The 14,789-nt window shown below is 75.3% G+C and carries 11 protein-coding genes and 1 tRNA gene; 10 read left to right on the forward strand and 2 right to left on the reverse strand.

Features of this window, described 5'->3' with window-relative positions:
* Positions 1–31 precede the first annotated feature (31 nt).
* Entirely contained in the window at positions 32–427 is a 396-nt protein-coding gene (locus tag ABZY31_RS06000) for a VOC family protein (protein ID WP_356405259.1), read from the forward strand.
* Here ABZY31_RS06000 and ABZY31_RS06005 read toward each other — a convergent pair.
* Positions 404–895, reverse strand: a complete 492-nt coding sequence (locus ABZY31_RS06005; protein ID WP_356405261.1) for a DUF309 domain-containing protein — start codon at positions 893–895, stop codon at positions 404–406. The genes ABZY31_RS06000 and ABZY31_RS06005 overlap by 24 nt on opposite strands.
* Before the next feature lie 107 nt (positions 896–1,002).
* On the opposite strand from ABZY31_RS06005, the gene ABZY31_RS06010 reads away from it, so the two are divergent.
* Together ABZY31_RS06010 and ABZY31_RS06015 are read left to right on the forward strand one after the other, a co-directional pair.
* A tRNA-Pro gene (locus ABZY31_RS06010) sits at positions 1,003–1,076 on the forward strand.
* Between the two features lie 237 nt (positions 1,077–1,313).
* Complete coding sequence (locus ABZY31_RS06015; RefSeq protein WP_356405263.1) at positions 1,314–4,403, forward strand: BTAD domain-containing putative transcriptional regulator; 3,090 nt, start codon at positions 1,314–1,316, stop codon at positions 4,401–4,403.
* Positions 4,404–4,454: 51 nt separating this feature from the next.
* Here ABZY31_RS06015 and ABZY31_RS06020 read toward each other — a convergent pair whose 3' ends face one another.
* On the reverse strand, positions 4,455–4,637 hold the full coding sequence (locus ABZY31_RS06020; RefSeq protein WP_356405265.1) for a hypothetical protein: 183 nt from the start codon (positions 4,635–4,637) through the stop codon (positions 4,455–4,457).
* Positions 4,638–4,989: 352 nt separating this feature from the next.
* Here ABZY31_RS06020 and ABZY31_RS06025 point away from each other — a divergent pair, with 352 nt between their 5' ends.
* The 7 genes from ABZY31_RS06025 to ABZY31_RS06055 all read left to right on the forward strand — a co-directional run bounded on the left by ABZY31_RS06025 (position 4,990) and on the right by ABZY31_RS06055 (position 14,479).
* Positions 4,990–6,015: an AfsR/SARP family transcriptional regulator gene (locus ABZY31_RS06025; RefSeq protein WP_356405267.1), complete on the forward strand. Its 1,026-nt coding sequence runs from the start codon at positions 4,990–4,992 to the stop codon at positions 6,013–6,015.
* Between the two features lie 167 nt (positions 6,016–6,182).
* On the forward strand, positions 6,183–8,918 hold the full coding sequence (locus tag ABZY31_RS06030; protein WP_356405269.1) for a penicillin acylase family protein: 2,736 nt from the start codon (positions 6,183–6,185) through the stop codon (positions 8,916–8,918).
* A gap of 308 nt (positions 8,919–9,226) precedes the next feature.
* Positions 9,227–10,303 (forward strand): ketoacyl-ACP synthase III family protein, encoded by a 1,077-nt coding sequence (locus tag ABZY31_RS06035; protein WP_356405271.1) that lies wholly within the window; start codon positions 9,227–9,229, stop codon positions 10,301–10,303.
* Entirely contained in the window at positions 10,300–11,826 is a 1,527-nt protein-coding gene (locus ABZY31_RS06040; protein ID WP_356405273.1) for an AMP-binding protein, read from the forward strand. The genes ABZY31_RS06035 and ABZY31_RS06040 overlap by 4 nt, the downstream gene beginning before the upstream one ends.
* On the forward strand, positions 11,816–13,156 hold the full coding sequence (locus tag ABZY31_RS06045) for a type III PLP-dependent enzyme (protein WP_356405275.1): 1,341 nt from the start codon (positions 11,816–11,818) through the stop codon (positions 13,154–13,156). Before ABZY31_RS06040 ends, ABZY31_RS06045 begins: the two co-directional genes overlap by 11 nt.
* Positions 13,157–13,161: 5 nt before the next feature.
* On the forward strand, positions 13,162–13,431 hold the full coding sequence (locus ABZY31_RS06050) for a phosphopantetheine-binding protein (protein WP_356405277.1): 270 nt from the start codon (positions 13,162–13,164) through the stop codon (positions 13,429–13,431).
* 37 nt (positions 13,432–13,468) lie between these two features.
* Positions 13,469–14,479, forward strand: coding sequence for a clavaminate synthase family protein (locus ABZY31_RS06055; protein WP_356405279.1), 1,011 nt, complete (start codon positions 13,469–13,471; stop codon positions 14,477–14,479).
* The last annotated feature ends 310 nt before the right edge of the window (positions 14,480–14,789 follow it).

Genomic DNA, 14,789 nt, shown 5'->3' on the forward strand with positions numbered 1-14,789 from the left:
ACACCGCGCTCCCTACCGCACCATAGGGGTCATGTCCGCCTACATCGCCCTCACCGCACTGCTGGTCCACGACTACGACGAGGCCCTCGACTTCTACACCCGAGCCCTCGGCTTCGAGCCGGTCGAGGACACCGCACGCCCGGACGGCTCCCGCTGGGTCGTCGTCCGTCCGCCCGGCGCCACCGAGAGCGCGCTCCTGCTGGCCCGGGCCAAGGACGGGGCCCAGCGCGCCCGCGTCGGCGACCAGACCGGCGGCCGCGTCGGGTTCTTCCTGTACACCGACGACTTCGCGCGGGACCACGCGCGGATGAGCGCCGAGGGCGTCCGCTTCCTGGAGGAGCCGCGGCACGAGCCGTACGGCTCCGTCGCCGTCTTCGAGGACCTCTACGGCAACCGCTGGGACCTACTCCAGCCCGCCGCCGCGTAGCCGGGGCGCCTCGCCCGCCGCGTCCACGGCCGGACCGCCGCCGGCCGCGACCCGGTGGGCCAGCTCACCGGCCCACCGGACCAGGCCCGGTACGTCGATGCCGTGCGCCCCCTCCATCTCCGCGAGGGAAGCCGCGCCCCGTCGCAACAGCCGCGCCCCGCCCACCGCGTTGCCGCGCGCGGCGTGGGTCAGCCCGACCGCCAGCTGCGCGAGGCCGCGCCACAGCGGCGCCTGCTCCGGCGGGCCCGACTTCCACGCGTCCTCGAACACCTCGTGCGCGTGGAACGGCATCCCCGCGTCCAGCAGCCGCTGCGCCTCGCGCACCGTCTCCGCCGGGGTCCGCACCACCCCCTCGGGCTGCCGCTCGACACCCGCCGCCCCGTAGGGCAGGGGCCGCCCCAGCCCGTCCCGGGGCCGCGCACTGCGCGCCCGTCCTTCGCCGTCCCGGTCTCTCGCTTCCGCGTCCACGGGCCCATCCTGCCCCCGCCCGGTCACCGATGCGTACCCACCCCTCGCCGTGGGGTAATGTTGCCCATGCACCGCCGCCCGGGGGAAACCCCAGGTGACAGGGGCACCGGGACGTGGCGCAGCTTGGTAGCGCACTTGACTGGGGGTCAAGGGGTCGCAGGTTCAAATCCTGTCGTCCCGACTCGTGAGAGTCGTAGGTGAGGGGCCGTTTCAGAGAAATCTGGAACGGCCCCTTTCCCGTCTTCGGGAACGGATGCCTCCTGGTGGTCGTCCTCTCGTAAGCAGGCTCTGCGACCATGCCTTCGTCCCGCTTCGTGGTGGGGCGGCCGGGCCGACATCGGTGGGACAGCCGGGGGGCACTCCACCGTGATCACCAGACCAGTGATCACAAGACCAGTGGGGAAGGAAAACGGGACTCATGGGGGAAGACGGCATCCGTTTCACCGTGCTCGGAGCCGTTCGGGTCGTCCGGGACGGCGCGGTCCTGACCACCGGATCGCCGCAGCAGCAGGCGCTGCTGGCGGCCCTGCTCCTGCGGGCGGGCCGCGCCACGCCCGCGCACGAGCTGCTCGCCTCGATCTGGGGCGAGGACGCGCCGGACTCCGCCCTGTCGAGCCTGCGCACCCACGCCTGGCGGCTGCGCCAGATCGTCGAGGAGGACCGCTCCGCGCCCAAGGTCCTCGTCTCGCTGCGCGACGGCTACCAGCTGCTGGTACCGCCCCCTTCGGTGGACGCGCTGTACGCCGAGGACCTCGCGGCGCGGGCCGCGCGGGCCCGGGCGGCCGGCCGGGAGGACGAGTGCGGGCGGCTGCTCGCCGAGGCGCTCGGCCTGTGGAGCGGCGAGCCGCTGGCGGGCGTACCGGGGCCCTTCGCCGAGCAGCAGCGCTCCCGGTTCACCGCGCTGCGCCTCGCGCTGGTCGAGGAGCGCTTCGAACACGACCTGCGGCAGCGGCGGCACGCGCTCGTCATCCCCGACCTCATCGGCTTCACCCACGAACACCCCCTCCAGGAACGGCCCTACGGCTTCCTGATGCGGGCGCTGTACGCGATGGGGCGCCAGGCCGACGCGCTCGCGGTGTTCGGCCGGGCCCGCCGGGTCCTGGCCGACGAACTGGGCATCGACCCCGGTCCCGAACTGACCGCGCTCCACGAGCGGATCCTCGCGAACGACCCGCTGCTCATGGGCCATCCGGCCGAGGAGCGCGACCGGTCGGCGCACCCCGCCGCGCCCGAACCGGAACCCGAACGGGAACCGCCCGCCGGGGCGCCCAGGGAAGTGCCCGCGCCGACCAGGCCCGCCCAGCTGCCCGCCGACATCTCCGACTTCACCGGCCGCGAGGACCAGGTCCAGGACCTCTACCGGTCCCTGACGGACCCCGCGCGCCCGTCCCTCGCGGTGGTGTCCGTCACCGGCATGGGCGGCATCGGCAAGAGCACCCTCGCCCTGCAGGTCGCCCACCAGGCCAAACCGGACTTCCCCGGCGGCCAGCTCTACGCCGACCTGCGCGGCAACGGCATGGAGCCCGCCGACCCGGGAGCCGTCCTGGGCAGCTTCCTCACCGCGCTGGGCGTCCCCGGCCCCGGGCTGCCCGCCTCGACCGAGGACCGGTCCCTGCTCTTCCGTACGACCCTCGACGGCCGCCGCATCCTGGTCGTCCTGGACAACGCCCGCGACCCCGCGCAGATCAGGCCGTTGCTGCCGGGCTCCGCCGACTGCGCGGTGATCGTCACGAGCCGCGCCGTGCTCGCCGGGCTCTCCACCACCATCCAGCGGGACCTGGACGTCTTCGACACGGCCGAGGCGATCGCCCTGCTGCGGGCGATCGTCGGAGCGGCCCGCGTGGACGAGGAACCGGAAGCCGCAGCCGAGCTGGTCGCCCTGTGCGGCCACCTGCCGCTGGCCGTGCGCATCGTGGCGGCGCGGCTCGCGGCCCGGCCCCGCTGGCGGGTGGCCACCATGACCGGCCGGCTCGCCGACGAGCGGCTGCGCATCGGCGAGCTGCGGGCCGGGGACCTGGCCGTGGCGGCCGTCTTCGAACTCGGCTACCGCCAGTTGACCCGCCCGCAGGCGCGGGCGTTCCGGCTGCTCGCACCGGTGACCCGGCAGGGCATCGGGACGGCCGCCGCGGCGGCCGCGCTGGGCCTGGACGCGTACGACGCCGAGGAGCTGCTGGAGGCACTGGTCGACGCGGCGATGCTGGAGGCACCGCGGCCCGGCCACTACCGCTACCACGACCTGGTCCGCTCCTTCGCGCTCCAGCTCGCGGGATCGGAGCAGCCGGGAGCGCAGGAGGCGGACGGCGACGACGGGGCCGCGGCCCTGGGGCGGCTCCTCGACTTCCTGCTGGACGGATCGCGCGCGGCGTTCCAGCTGATGGTGCCGGGCGACCCGGTCGCCGCGATCCTCGGCGCCACGCCCGCGTCGGGACCGGGCTTCGCCACGCTCGCCGAGGCACGCGCGTGGGTGAGCGACGAATTCGACTGCGCGGCCAACGCGGCCGCCCTGGCCGCCCAGGGCTCCGCGGGCGGCGACCCGCGGACCCTGCGCACGGCCGGCGACCTGCTGGTCGCCCTCAGCCCCTTCGGCCAGGACATCCCGTACCTGCAACTGGCCACGGCCGCCCGGAAGGTGGCCGACGCCGCGGCGCTCCGCGGCGACGACCAGGCCGAGGCGCGGGCCCGGTTCGTGTGCGGCAACGCCGCCCTCCAGAACACCCTGCTGGCCGAGGCCGAGCTGCACACCCGGCTGGCGACCGAGGCCTGCGGGCGGGCCGGGGACGAGGTCATCCTGCGGCAGATCCTCAACGACCGGGGGCTGATCGCGCAGTGGCAGCGCCGCTTCACGGACGCGGTGGTCTTCTACGACCGCGCCCTGGAGCTGGCCCGGCGCCTGGGACACCGTTCGGGGGAGCTGACCACCGAACTCAACGCCGCCCAGGCCCGGTTGCACAGCGGCCGCCCCGCCGACGCGGTGGAGGTGTGCGAGGCCGCGCTGGAGCGGCTGCGCACCGAGCGGGACCCGCACGTGACCTCGTACGCCTGGTACGTCCACGGCATGGCGCTGAACGAGCTGGGGCGGCACGCGGACGCCGTGGTCAGCTACACCGCCTGCCTGGACCTGTGCGCCTCCGCCCGGCTGCGGGGCCGGGAGACCCAGGCGCGGTTCCGGCTCTCCGACAGCCTGCGGGGCCTGGGCCGGTACGACGAGGCGCTGGCGGAGGCCGAGCGGGCGCTGGCGCTGAGCGAGGAACTGAACTCCCAGCAGCAGCGCGCGCACTGTCTGCTCGCCCTGGCCCGCGCGCTGGCCGCGACCGGGAACGACGCGGCGGCGCTCGTCCGGGCGCGCCAGGCCCGTGACGTGTTCGTCCTCCTCGGGCTGCCCGATGTGGACCAGGCCGAGGAACTGGCCCAGTCGCTGGGCGCGCAAGGACCGGTCCGGCCGCCGGGCGCGGACGAGCCGTCCCGCTCGCCCGGCCGGCCCGTGAGCGCGAACGGCCCGACGGGCTGAAGGACGCCGGCTGCCCGACGGGGGTCGGCGTCCCGCCGGGCCGGCCGTGGCTCAGCCCTGGCTGTTCCAGTCGGTCGGGTCCTTCGGGCCGCCGGTGGCGACGGTCACGGTGTGCTCGGGCGCCGGAGCGTCGAGGTGGGAGGCGGCCACCGAGAACAGCGAGGCGGCGGCGCAGCCGACGGTGACGACGATGGCGGCCTTGCGCAGGACCAGGGTCTTCAGGGAGTGCTTCATGGGGTGCCGTCCGCTTCGTGGTTCGATGCCTGCGTATGGGGGAGAGCCGGTGGGACCGTGATGGTTCCGGCCGCTCGAGAACAAGATTGATCCAGCCCGCTCTACGACGGATATATGCGGGATCACAGGCTCCCCGCCCGCCGTCGGCGCGCTCGAGGATCCTCCGTATATGCGCCCCGTGCACCATTCGGACCGTGCGGTGGTCGGCCACTGGGCCGGTGCTTCCCGCCGGACCCACCCGGTCCGTCCGGGCCCGCACCGCACGCCGGCTCCGGCCACCCCGACCACGCACCGTACTCCCACAGCTGCACCCGAACCGCCACACGATGGAACCGGGCCAGCGGAGGTTGCCATGACTGCCCTTCTGTCTCCTTCGACCGCGCACCCCTCCTCTGCCGCGCACCCGGCCGACCTCAGCTTCGAACTGCTGGGCGAGGTCCGGGGCTGGCGAGGCGGCGTCGAGCTGCCGCTCGGCGCACCCCGCCAACGGGCGCTGCTGGCGGTTCTGTTGCTGCGCGCCGGTTCGCCCGTCGGCCGCGACCACCTGATCGACGGCATCTGGGGCGACACCACCGTGCTGGACGGCGCCAACCTGGTGCAGGCGTACGTCTCCAAGCTGCGCAAGCTCTTCGAGCCGGACCGGACGCCGCGCACCGCGGGCGGAGTGCTCACCCGGGTCGGCGCCTCCTACCGGCTCTCCATCGGGCCCGGGCAGTGCGACCTCGGCCGGTTCGAGCGGTCGGTCACCGACGCCCGGGCCCTGCGGGCGGCGGGACAACCCGAGGCGGCGGAGCGGATGCTGGCCGCCGCCCTGGCCGACTGGCCCGGCCCCGCGCTCACCGGAGTGAGCGGCCCGCTGCTCGACGTCGAACGCACCCGGCTCGCGGAGCTGCGGCTGGCGGTCGTCGAGGAACACACCGAACTCGCGCTCGAACTGGGCGGCCACGCCCGGCTGGTGCCGCACCTGCTCGTCCTCACCGCCGAACACCCCTACCGGGAACGGCTCTGGGCCCTGCTCATGGTCGCGCTCTACCGCGGCAGCCGACAGGCCGACGCACTGGCCGCCTTCCAGCGGGCCCGGCACACGCTGATGGAGAACCTGGGCCTGCTCCCGGGCCCGGAGCTGCGCGGCATCGAGGAAGCCATCCTCGCCCGCCGCCCCGACCCCTTCGCCCGCCTCGCCCCGGCCGATGCGGCCCGGCGGGCGCCGGGCCACGACGGCTCCGACCGCGCCCCGGCCGCTCCGTACGGCGCTGCGCCGGAGCTCGGCGGCCGGCCCTACCTGACCCTGGTCGACCCGGCGGCCTCCGGCGCGTCCGTGCCGCGCACCGCCCCCCGCGGGCCCTGGTCCGAGGGCGCGGCCCGGCTGGCGCGCTGAGCCGCCGCGGCCCCCCCGCACCCACCCCGCCGTTCGTCCTTCCCCGCCCCCCTTTTCCCCCACCCCTTCCCCCGCCCGTCGCCCACCGCCGTGCACCGCGCCGCCGGCCCGTGCACGGCGGCGTTCGCCATGGCCGCAATCCCGTCGAGACAAGGAAGCGCCACCCCATGACAGTCCAGACCGACACGGCCCCACCGGACGATTCCAGTCCGGACACGCCCCGCCCGGCGCCCGGACCGGAGGCCGCCGAGGCGCCCGCCGGTGACTCCGGCGCGCCCGCTGCCGCGCCCGCTCCCCGCCGCCGACGCGTGCGGCGGATCCTCCTGCGCACCGCGGTCTCCCTCACCGCCCTGGTGGTGCTGGCGGCGGCCTCCCTGGCCGGGTACGCGTACTGGACCGTCCAGCGCTCCCTGCCGCAGCTCTCCGGCAGTACCAGCGTGCCCGGGCTGCGGGGCGAGGCCCGGATCGTCCGCGACGCCTCCGGCATCCCGCAGATCTACGCCGACAACGCGCACGACCTGTTCATGGCCGAGGGCTATGCCCAGGCCCAGGACCGGTTCTGGCAGATGGACACGCAGCGCCACGTCACGGCGGGCCGGCTCGCCGAGATGTTCGGCCCGAGCCAGGTGCAGACCGACAAGGTGGCGCGCACCTTCGGCTGGTACCGGGTGGCCGAGCAGGAGGTGGCCATGCTGTCGCCGCAGACGCAGGCCTACCTGCGGGCCTTCTCCGACGGAGTGAACGCCTACCTCGCGCGGAACGGGGGCGCGAAGCTGTCGGTCGAGTATCCGGTGCTCGGCTTCGTCGCCGGCGACTACCGGCCCGAGCCGTGGACCCCGGCCGATTCGGTCTCCTGGCTGAAGACGATGGCCTGGAACCTCAACACCGGCATGATCGACCAGTTCCAGCAGGCGATGCTGGCGGCCAAGCTCCCCGCCGGCACGGCCGACGCGCTCTTCCCCGGATACGACTACGCGCGCTGGTCGCCGATCGTCCCCGACCGCGCCCCCGGGTCCGCGCCCACGCCGGCACCCGCCCCCGCGCCCGTGACGGCGGCTTCCGCACCGGCGGCGCCGCCCGTCGGCGGGCAGCCCCCGGCCGGGGCGCCCGCCGTGCCCGTCGCGGCCTCCGCCGCGCTCGCCGACAGCGCCGGAGTGCGCAACGTACTGGCCGCCGTCCTCGGCCCCCAGGGCATCGGCATCGGATCCAACTCCTGGGTCGTCTCCGGCAGTCGCACCACCACCGGCAAGCCGCTGCTGGAGAACGATCCGCACCTGACCCCCTCGCTGCCGGGCATCTGGTACCAGGTCGGCCTGCACTGCACCCGGACCGGCCCCAACTGCCCGTACGACGTCACCGGCTTCACCTTCGCCGGCATGCCGGGCGTGGTGATCGGCCACAACGACGCGATCTCCTGGGGCTTCACCGACCTGGGCGCCGCCGACTCCGACCTGTTCGTGGAGAAGGTCAAGGGAGCCGACTACGAACACCAGGGCGAGCAGAAGCCGTTGACCGTCCGCCGCGAGCGGATCAAGGTGGCGGGCGCCCCCGCGGTGGACCTGACCGTCCGCTCCACCTTGCACGGACCGCTGATCTCCGACGTGCTCAAATCCGCCGACGAGGTGGGAGACGACGGCAAGGAGCCCGACGTCCCGCCGCGCGGCCCGCAGGAGGACTATGCGGTCTCCATGCAGTGGACGGCGCTCGACCCGGCCCCCACCATGGACGCCCTCTTCGCCCTGGACCGGGCCCGGAACTGGGACGAGTTCCGCGCGGCCGCCGCGGTCTTCGCCTCGCCCGTGCAGAACATGATCTACGCGGACACGGCCGGGAACATCGGCTACCAGACCCCGGGCCGCATACCCGTCCGCAAGGCGGGCGACAGCCGCCACCCGGTGCCGGGCTGGACCGGGGCCTACGACTGGACCGGATACCTGCCCTTCGACCAGCTGCCCACCAGCTTCAACCCGCCCGAGGGATACATCGTCACCGCCAACAACGCGGTGGTCGGCCCCGCCTACCCGCACCTGATCGGCAGCAGCTGGGGCACCGGCTACCGCAGCCAGCGGATCGCGCGCCTCATCGAGCAGGGCGGCAAGCTGGACGTCGCGGCGATGGAACGGATCACCCAGGACAGCTGGAACGGCAACGCCGCCACCCTGGTGCCCCGGCTGCTCCAGGCCGGAGTCGGCGCGCAGACCGAACCGGCCCGGGAGCTGCTCCGCGGCTGGGACTTCAGCCAGGGCGCCGACTCGGCCCCGGCCGCCTACTTCAACGCGGTCTGGCGCGAACTGCTGCAGATCGCCTTCACGGACCGGCTGGAGAAGGCCGGAGTCAAGGGCTACGCCCACCCGGACGGCGGCGGCCGCTGGTTTGACGTCGTACGCGGCCTGCTCGACCAGCCGGACAGCATCTGGTGGACCAGCGCCACCGACCCCTCCCTGCACGGCCGTGACGCGATGCTCGGCCGGGCGATGGAGCGGGCCGCCACCGAGCTGCGCGGACGCCTCGGCGAGGATCCCGCGAAGTGGCGCTGGGGCGCCCTGCACACCCTCACGCTGGAGAACCCGACGCTGGGCGCCGGCGGCCCGGCCCCGCTCCAGTGGCTGCTGAACGCCGATCCGGTCGGCGTCGGCGGCGGCACCGACTCGGTGCTGGCCAACGGCTGGGACCCGAAGAAGGGCTTCGAGGTGATCTGGGTGCCCTCCATGCGCATGGTGGTCGACCTGGCGGACTTCGAGAGCTCCCGCTGGATCAACCTGACCGGAGCGTCCGGTCACGCGGGCGCGGACACCTACACCGACCAGATCGGCCCCTGGGCCAAGGGCGGGAGCCTGCCCTGGCCGTACACGGCGGCGGCGGTGGAGGCCACGGCCCGGGACCGCCTGCGCCTCACTCCCTGAGCCGTACCCCTTCCCTTCTTCCCTTTCGTGCGTTCTCGCTACGCATCCAGCCGGTCTTCAGTCCGGCTTCAGTCGGGCGCCAGCCCGGCACACGCGGGCCGTCGGCGGTGTCACCGCCGACGGCCCGTCGTGCGTCAGCCGCCCGGCAGCCGGGAGCCAGCGGGCACCCAGGGCACGTCCGGCGGGCGGCCAGAGCGACACCGACCGGGCTGTCAGTGCAGGGCAACCGCGCGGCAGGCGGCGGACGGAAACATCGTCACCGACAGTCGCCCCGGGCGTCCTGCCACGGGGCCGGAGATCGGAGAGACATGCGCTGGGAGCAGGTGTACCTGGCCGGCACGGGTGTCTGGTTGGCCGACCGCACGAACGCGGCGGCGGCGGTCGAGGCCGGTGCGTACGACGCCGGGGAACACGCCCTCAACCAGATCCACTCGGTCAGCTCGGCCGTGGCCGGCGGGCCGGACGACCTGTCCGCGCCGGAGATGGCGGTCCGCGCGGCCCGTACCGCGCTGCGCCGTTCCGGCCCGGCCGCGCAGCGGGTCGCCGCCGTGTTCCACAGCTACCTGTGGTTCCAGGGGGCCGAGTTGTGGCCGTCCGCCGCGTATGTGGCGCAGCACGCGGTCGGATCGGCGGTACCCGCCTTCGACCTGTTGCAGCAGTGCAACGCGGGACTGGCGGGAATGGAGCTGGCCGCCCGCCAGCTCGGGGCGCGCGGCTCCGGCCGGGCCGCAGGCTTCCGCGAGGACGAGGCGGTGCTGCTGACCACGGCCGACCGGTTCGCACCCCCCGCCTTCGACCGCTGGACGGCGGAGCGGGGCATGGTCTACGGCGACGGCGGCACCGCGCTGGTGCTGAGTTCCTCGCCCGGGGGAGCGAGCGCCCGGCTGCTGTCCACCGCGACCCGGGTGGACAACTCGCTGGAGGGCCTCGCCCGGGGCGCCGGATTCCGGTCCGGCCCGGATCCGCAGGCCGGCCCGGTCGACCTGGGGGCGCGGGCGCAGGAGTACTTCCGCGCGCACCGCAACATGCGGGCCGCAACCCTGCGCACCGCGGAGGTGGCGGCCGAGTCCATCCGGGTCGCGCTGGCCGATGCGGACACCCCGAGGGAACGCGTCGACCGGGTGGTGCTCAACGCCACCGGCCACCAACGGCTGACCTGGCAGCTGGAGCACCAGCTGGGCATCGAGGAGAAGTTCTCCAACTGGGAGTTCTGCCGCGAGGTGGGCCACTTGGGCGCGGGGGACCACTTCGCCGGGCTGAACGAGCTGCTGGAGACGGGCGAAGTCGGCGCGGGGGACCGGGTGCTGCTCGTCGGCGGCGGCACCGGCTACAGCTGCACCAGTGCGGTCGTCGAGATCACCGACCCCGCGGGCTGGTACGCGTGAGCGCCGCGACCCCGAGGGAGCCGGACGACGGCGCCCTCGTCACCGACCTGCTCGACGCGGCCGCCGCCGCCCGTCCCGGCGCGACCGCCGTCCGGGACGCCTCCGGCGCCTGGAGCTACGCCCAACTCGTCGAATCGAGCCGGGTGGTGGCCGCACGGCTGCGCACGTGGGGCGTCGCACCGGGTGACCGGGTGGTCCTGCGGCTCGGCAACCGGCGGGAGTTCGTCGCGCTGTACTACGGCGTCCTGCGCACGGGGGCCGTCGCGGTGCCGCTGAACCCGGAGCTGAAGGCCTACGTCCTGCGCGGGGTGCTGGCGGACGCCGCTCCCGCGGTGGTCGTGCTGGACCCCTCCGAGGCGGAGCCGGTCCGTGGGGCGGTCGCCGCCTGTGGCGCCCGTACGCTCGCACCCGCCGAACTCCTGCTCCCCCTCGGCCCGGACGCGCCCGCGCACCCGGACGCCGTGCCCGGCCGCCCCCCGGCCGACGCCGTCGCCCAGCTCATCTACACCTCCGGCAGCACCTCCGCCCCCAAGGGCGTCGTCTGCACCCACCGGCAGGTGGTCTTCGCCGCCCGCGCGATCGCCCGTCGGCTCGACTACCGGCCGCAGGACGTGGTGCTCGCCGCCCTGCCGCTCTCCTTCGACTACGGCCTCTACCAGCTCCTGCTGGCCGCGATCGGCGGCTCGGCGGTGGTGCTGGCGGACGCGGCCGCGCCGGTGCGGGTGCTCGGCCTGCTGCGCGAGCACCGGGTCACCGTGGTGCCGGTGGTGCCCTCGCTGGCGCAGATGCTGTGCCGCCTCGCCGCCCGCGGGGCGCCGCCCGAGCACGTCCGGCTGTTCACCAACACGGGCGCGGCGCTGGCCGGTTCGACGATCGAGGCGCTGCGGTCCGGCTTCCCGGGGTCGGCCGTGGTGGCGATGTACGGCATCACCGAATGCAAGCGCGTCACGATCGCCGCCCCGGACGCCGACCGGGAGCGCCCCGGTTCGGTGGGCCTGCCCCTGGACGACACGACGGTCGAGGTGCTCGACGAGCGGGGCCGCCCGCTCCCGCCCGGCGGGACCGGCGAGATCGTCGTCGGTGGCCCGCACGTGATGACCGGCTACTGGAACGCGCCCGCGGCCACCGCCCTGCGCTACCGCCCGGACCCGCACACCGGACGGACCCGGCTGCACACGGGCGACCACGGGTGGCTGGACGCGGACGGACACCTCTACATCAGCGGCCGCGTGGACGACCAGTTCAAACGGCGCGGCGTGCGGATGAGCACCCCGGAGATCGAGGCCGCCGCCCTGGACGTGCCCGGCGTACGGACCGCCGCCGCGCTGCCGCCCCGGGACGGGCTCGACCTGCGCCTGGTCGTCACCGGCGAGGACGGGCTGACCGGGCGCCGGGTGATCGAGGGCCTGGAAGAACGGCTGGAGGCGGCGAAGGTGCCCGCCGACTGCCGGGTCATCGCCCGGATGCCCCTCACCCCCAATGGCAAGACCGACCGGAAGGCGCTGGAGACCGATGCGCACTGACCCGCCGCCCGCCGCGCCCGTCCGGGCTCCGGCCCCGGCGCCACCGCCCGCCGAGGACCTGCTGGCGGCCGGGCTCGTACGCCGCTACGGCAGCCCGCTGTACGTGTATGACCTGGCCCGGGCCGAGCGCGCCGCCGCGGACCTGCGGGCGGCCCTGCCCGGAGGATCCCACCTCTACTACTCCCTCAAGGCGAACCCGCACCCCGAGCTGGTCCGCACCTTGCGGCTGGCCGGATGCCGCCCCGAGATCTGCTCCACCGGCGAACTCGCCGCCGCCCTGGCGGCTGGTTTCGACGGTGCCGACTGCCTCTACGGCGGCCCGGGCAAGACCGCCCAGGAGCTGGGCGAGGCACTGGCCGCGGGCGTGCGCACCTTCTCGGTGGAGTCGCCCGCCGACCTGCGCCGGGTCGGCGCCGCGGCCCGGGCCCGGGGCGTCACCGCGCGCTGCCTGCTGCGGATCAACGGCGCGGGCGCGGGGGCGGGCGTCGGTCTGCGGATGACCGGCGGCGCCTCGCAGTTCGGCCACGACATCGCCGACGGCCTGCCCGACGTCGATGAATTCACCGTGGACGGGACGGAGTTGTGGGGACTGCACTTCTTCCCGCTGACCAATGCCGCCGACCCGCGCGGCCTGCTCGCCGAAGCCGTCGCCTCCCTGCGGACCGCCGCCGCGCTGGAGGCCCACTGGGGCCGGCCGCTGCGGATGCTCGACCTCGGCGGCGGATTCGCCTGCCCGTACGCCGCTCCGGGGCAGCGGCCGCTCTACCACGCGCTGCGCGCACCGCTGGAGGCCGCGCTCGACGAGCATCTGCCGGGCTGGCGCGAGCGGTTGGAGCTGGCCTTCGAGTCCGGCCGGTACCTCGTCGGCGACAGCGGGCGGCTCGTCTGCACCGTCACCGAGGTCAAGGAGAGCCGCGGCACCGCCTACGGCGTGCTGGACAGCGGGATCAACCACCTCGGCGGGCTCTCGGGGGTGGGCCGGCTGCCGTCGCTGCGCGCCGAACCGCTGCACCTCGCGGACCCCGCGTCCGGGACGGACGAGCCCCCCGCCCGCCGGGTGGCCCTGGTCGGGCCGCTCTGCACCCCCGCCGACGTGATCAGCCGGGCCGCCGAGGCCGTACCGCCGCGGCCCGGCGCGCTGCTGGCCGTGCCCAACGTCGGCGCGTACGGCGCCACCGCGAGCCTGCTCGGCTTCCTCAGCCGCCCGGCCCCCGCGGAGATCACCGTCCGGGACGGCCGGGTGGTCAGCGCCGACCGGCTGACCCTCACCCGCGAACCCCTGCCCGACCACCACCACGGCGACCTCACCGGTCGCACCGCAAGGAGCTGAACAGCGTGACCACACACCACCGTTGGGACGACCGGTACGAGAACGTCCTGGCCGAGCTGCTGCCGCGGCTCGCCGAGGAGCGCCCGCTGTCCGCCGGCAGCGGGCTGCGGGCCGCCGGACTGGACTCGATGGCCGTCGTCGAGCTGCTGGTGCGGCTGGAGGACGCCTACCAAGTGGCCCTCCCCGACGAGGAACTGGGCCCCGAGGCCTTCGAGACCGTCGGCAGCCTGTGGGAGGTCGTCTCCCGGCAGCTGGACTCGGCCGCCACGCACTGACCGGACCACCCCACCGCAGAGAGAAAGGCTGGCCTCCGTGCCGGTATCACTGGACATCGAAACATCGGCGCCGGACCTGGTGCTCACCGGAGCAGAAACGGCGGCCACCGAACGGGTCGCCGCACTGCTCGGGGCCGGACCCGCAGGGGCCCTGGTCGACGACCCCGCCTGGGTGGCCTCGGCCCGCGACCGCTGGGAGGAGCTGCCCGCCCGGCTGCGCCGCACGCTGCGCGCCTTCCGCCGGGCGCCCGGGCCGGGCGGCGCGCTGCTGGTGCGCGGACTGCCGGCCGGAGGGCCCGTGCTCGGCGGCACCCCCCTGACCGACGGCTCGGTGCAGCGCACCGCGACCGTACCGGCGTCGGTGCTGATGCTCGCCGCGTGCGGGCTCGGCGACCCCGCCGCCTTCCGCCCGGAAAAGACCGGGGCGCTCGTGCAGGACGTCGTCCCCGTGCCCGGGCGCGAGGACTTCCAGGGCAACGCGGGCTCGGTCCTGCTCACCTTCCACAACGAGAACGCCTTCCACCCGCACCGGCCGGACTTCGTCATGCTGCTGTGCCTGCGCGCCGACCCGGACGGGCTGGCCGGACTGCGCACCTCCTGCGTGCGCGAGGTGCTGCCGCTGATGGACGAGAGCACCCGGGCGGCGCTGCACCGGCCGGAGTTCCGCACCGCGCCGCCGCCGTCCTTCGGCGCGTCCGACGGGCCCGCCGAGCCGCACGCGGTGCTCACCGGGGCGTACGAGGACCCGGACCTGCGGGTGGACATGGCGGCCACCGAACCGCTCACCGGGCGGGCCGTGGCGGCCCTGGCCGAGCTGCAGCGCCTCTTCGAGCGCACCGCCCGTACGGTCCGGCTGGAGCCGGGGGACCTCGCCGTCGTGGACAACCGGATCACGGTGCACGGGCGGACCGCGTTCAGCCCGCGCTTCGACGGGACCGACCGCTGGCTGCAGCGGACCTTCGTCCTTGCGGATCTGCGCCGCTCCCGTGCCCATCGGGCGGGCGACGGCTACGTCCTGGCCGACCCGGCCCCGGCCCCGCGAGCCTGACCCCCCCTCCCCGCAGCCTGGCCGGCGCGGCCCCCGTGGCCCCGCCGCCCAGGCTGCGCCGTCTCGCCGCCCCCGGGCCCGCCGGCGTCGGGGCGCGGGCCCCTTGGCCTGCGCCAGGCCCGATTCAGCCCGCTCAGCCTGCCCCCTCAGCAGCCTGGCCCCCTCAGCCTGGCCACCCCCATCCTCGCCCGGGGGCACCACCTCAGCCTCGCCGGCGTTTGAGGCGCGGGTCCGGGCGGAGCCCGGGGCGGCCCGCCAGGGCCGTTGCCCCTCGCGGGGCCGCTGGGGCCGATCGGAAGAGCGGCGGGTA

It is taken from the genome of Streptomyces sp. NPDC006529, assembly GCF_040611795.1.
Classification (GTDB): Bacteria; Actinomycetota; Actinomycetes; order Streptomycetales; family Streptomycetaceae; genus Streptomyces.

Bases quoted from the DNA above. Each gene is read 5' to 3' on its own strand.
- ABZY31_RS06045 (WP_356405275.1), top strand. From the start codon at position 11,816: ATGCGCACTGACCCGCCGCCCGCCGCGCCCGTCCGGGCTCCGGCCCCG.
- ABZY31_RS06000 (WP_356405259.1), top strand. From the start codon at position 32: ATGTCCGCCTACATCGCCCTCACCGCACTGCTGGTCCACGACTACGAC.
- ABZY31_RS06030 (WP_356405269.1), top strand. From the start codon at position 6,183: ATGACAGTCCAGACCGACACGGCCCCACCGGACGATTCCAGTCCGGAC.
- ABZY31_RS06015 (WP_356405263.1), top strand. From the start codon at position 1,314: ATGGGGGAAGACGGCATCCGTTTCACCGTGCTCGGAGCCGTTCGGGTC.
- ABZY31_RS06020 (WP_356405265.1), bottom strand. From the start codon at position 4,637: ATGAAGCACTCCCTGAAGACCCTGGTCCTGCGCAAGGCCGCCATCGTC.
- ABZY31_RS06035 (WP_356405271.1), top strand. From the start codon at position 9,227: ATGCGCTGGGAGCAGGTGTACCTGGCCGGCACGGGTGTCTGGTTGGCC.
- ABZY31_RS06025 (WP_356405267.1), top strand. From the start codon at position 4,990: ATGACTGCCCTTCTGTCTCCTTCGACCGCGCACCCCTCCTCTGCCGCG.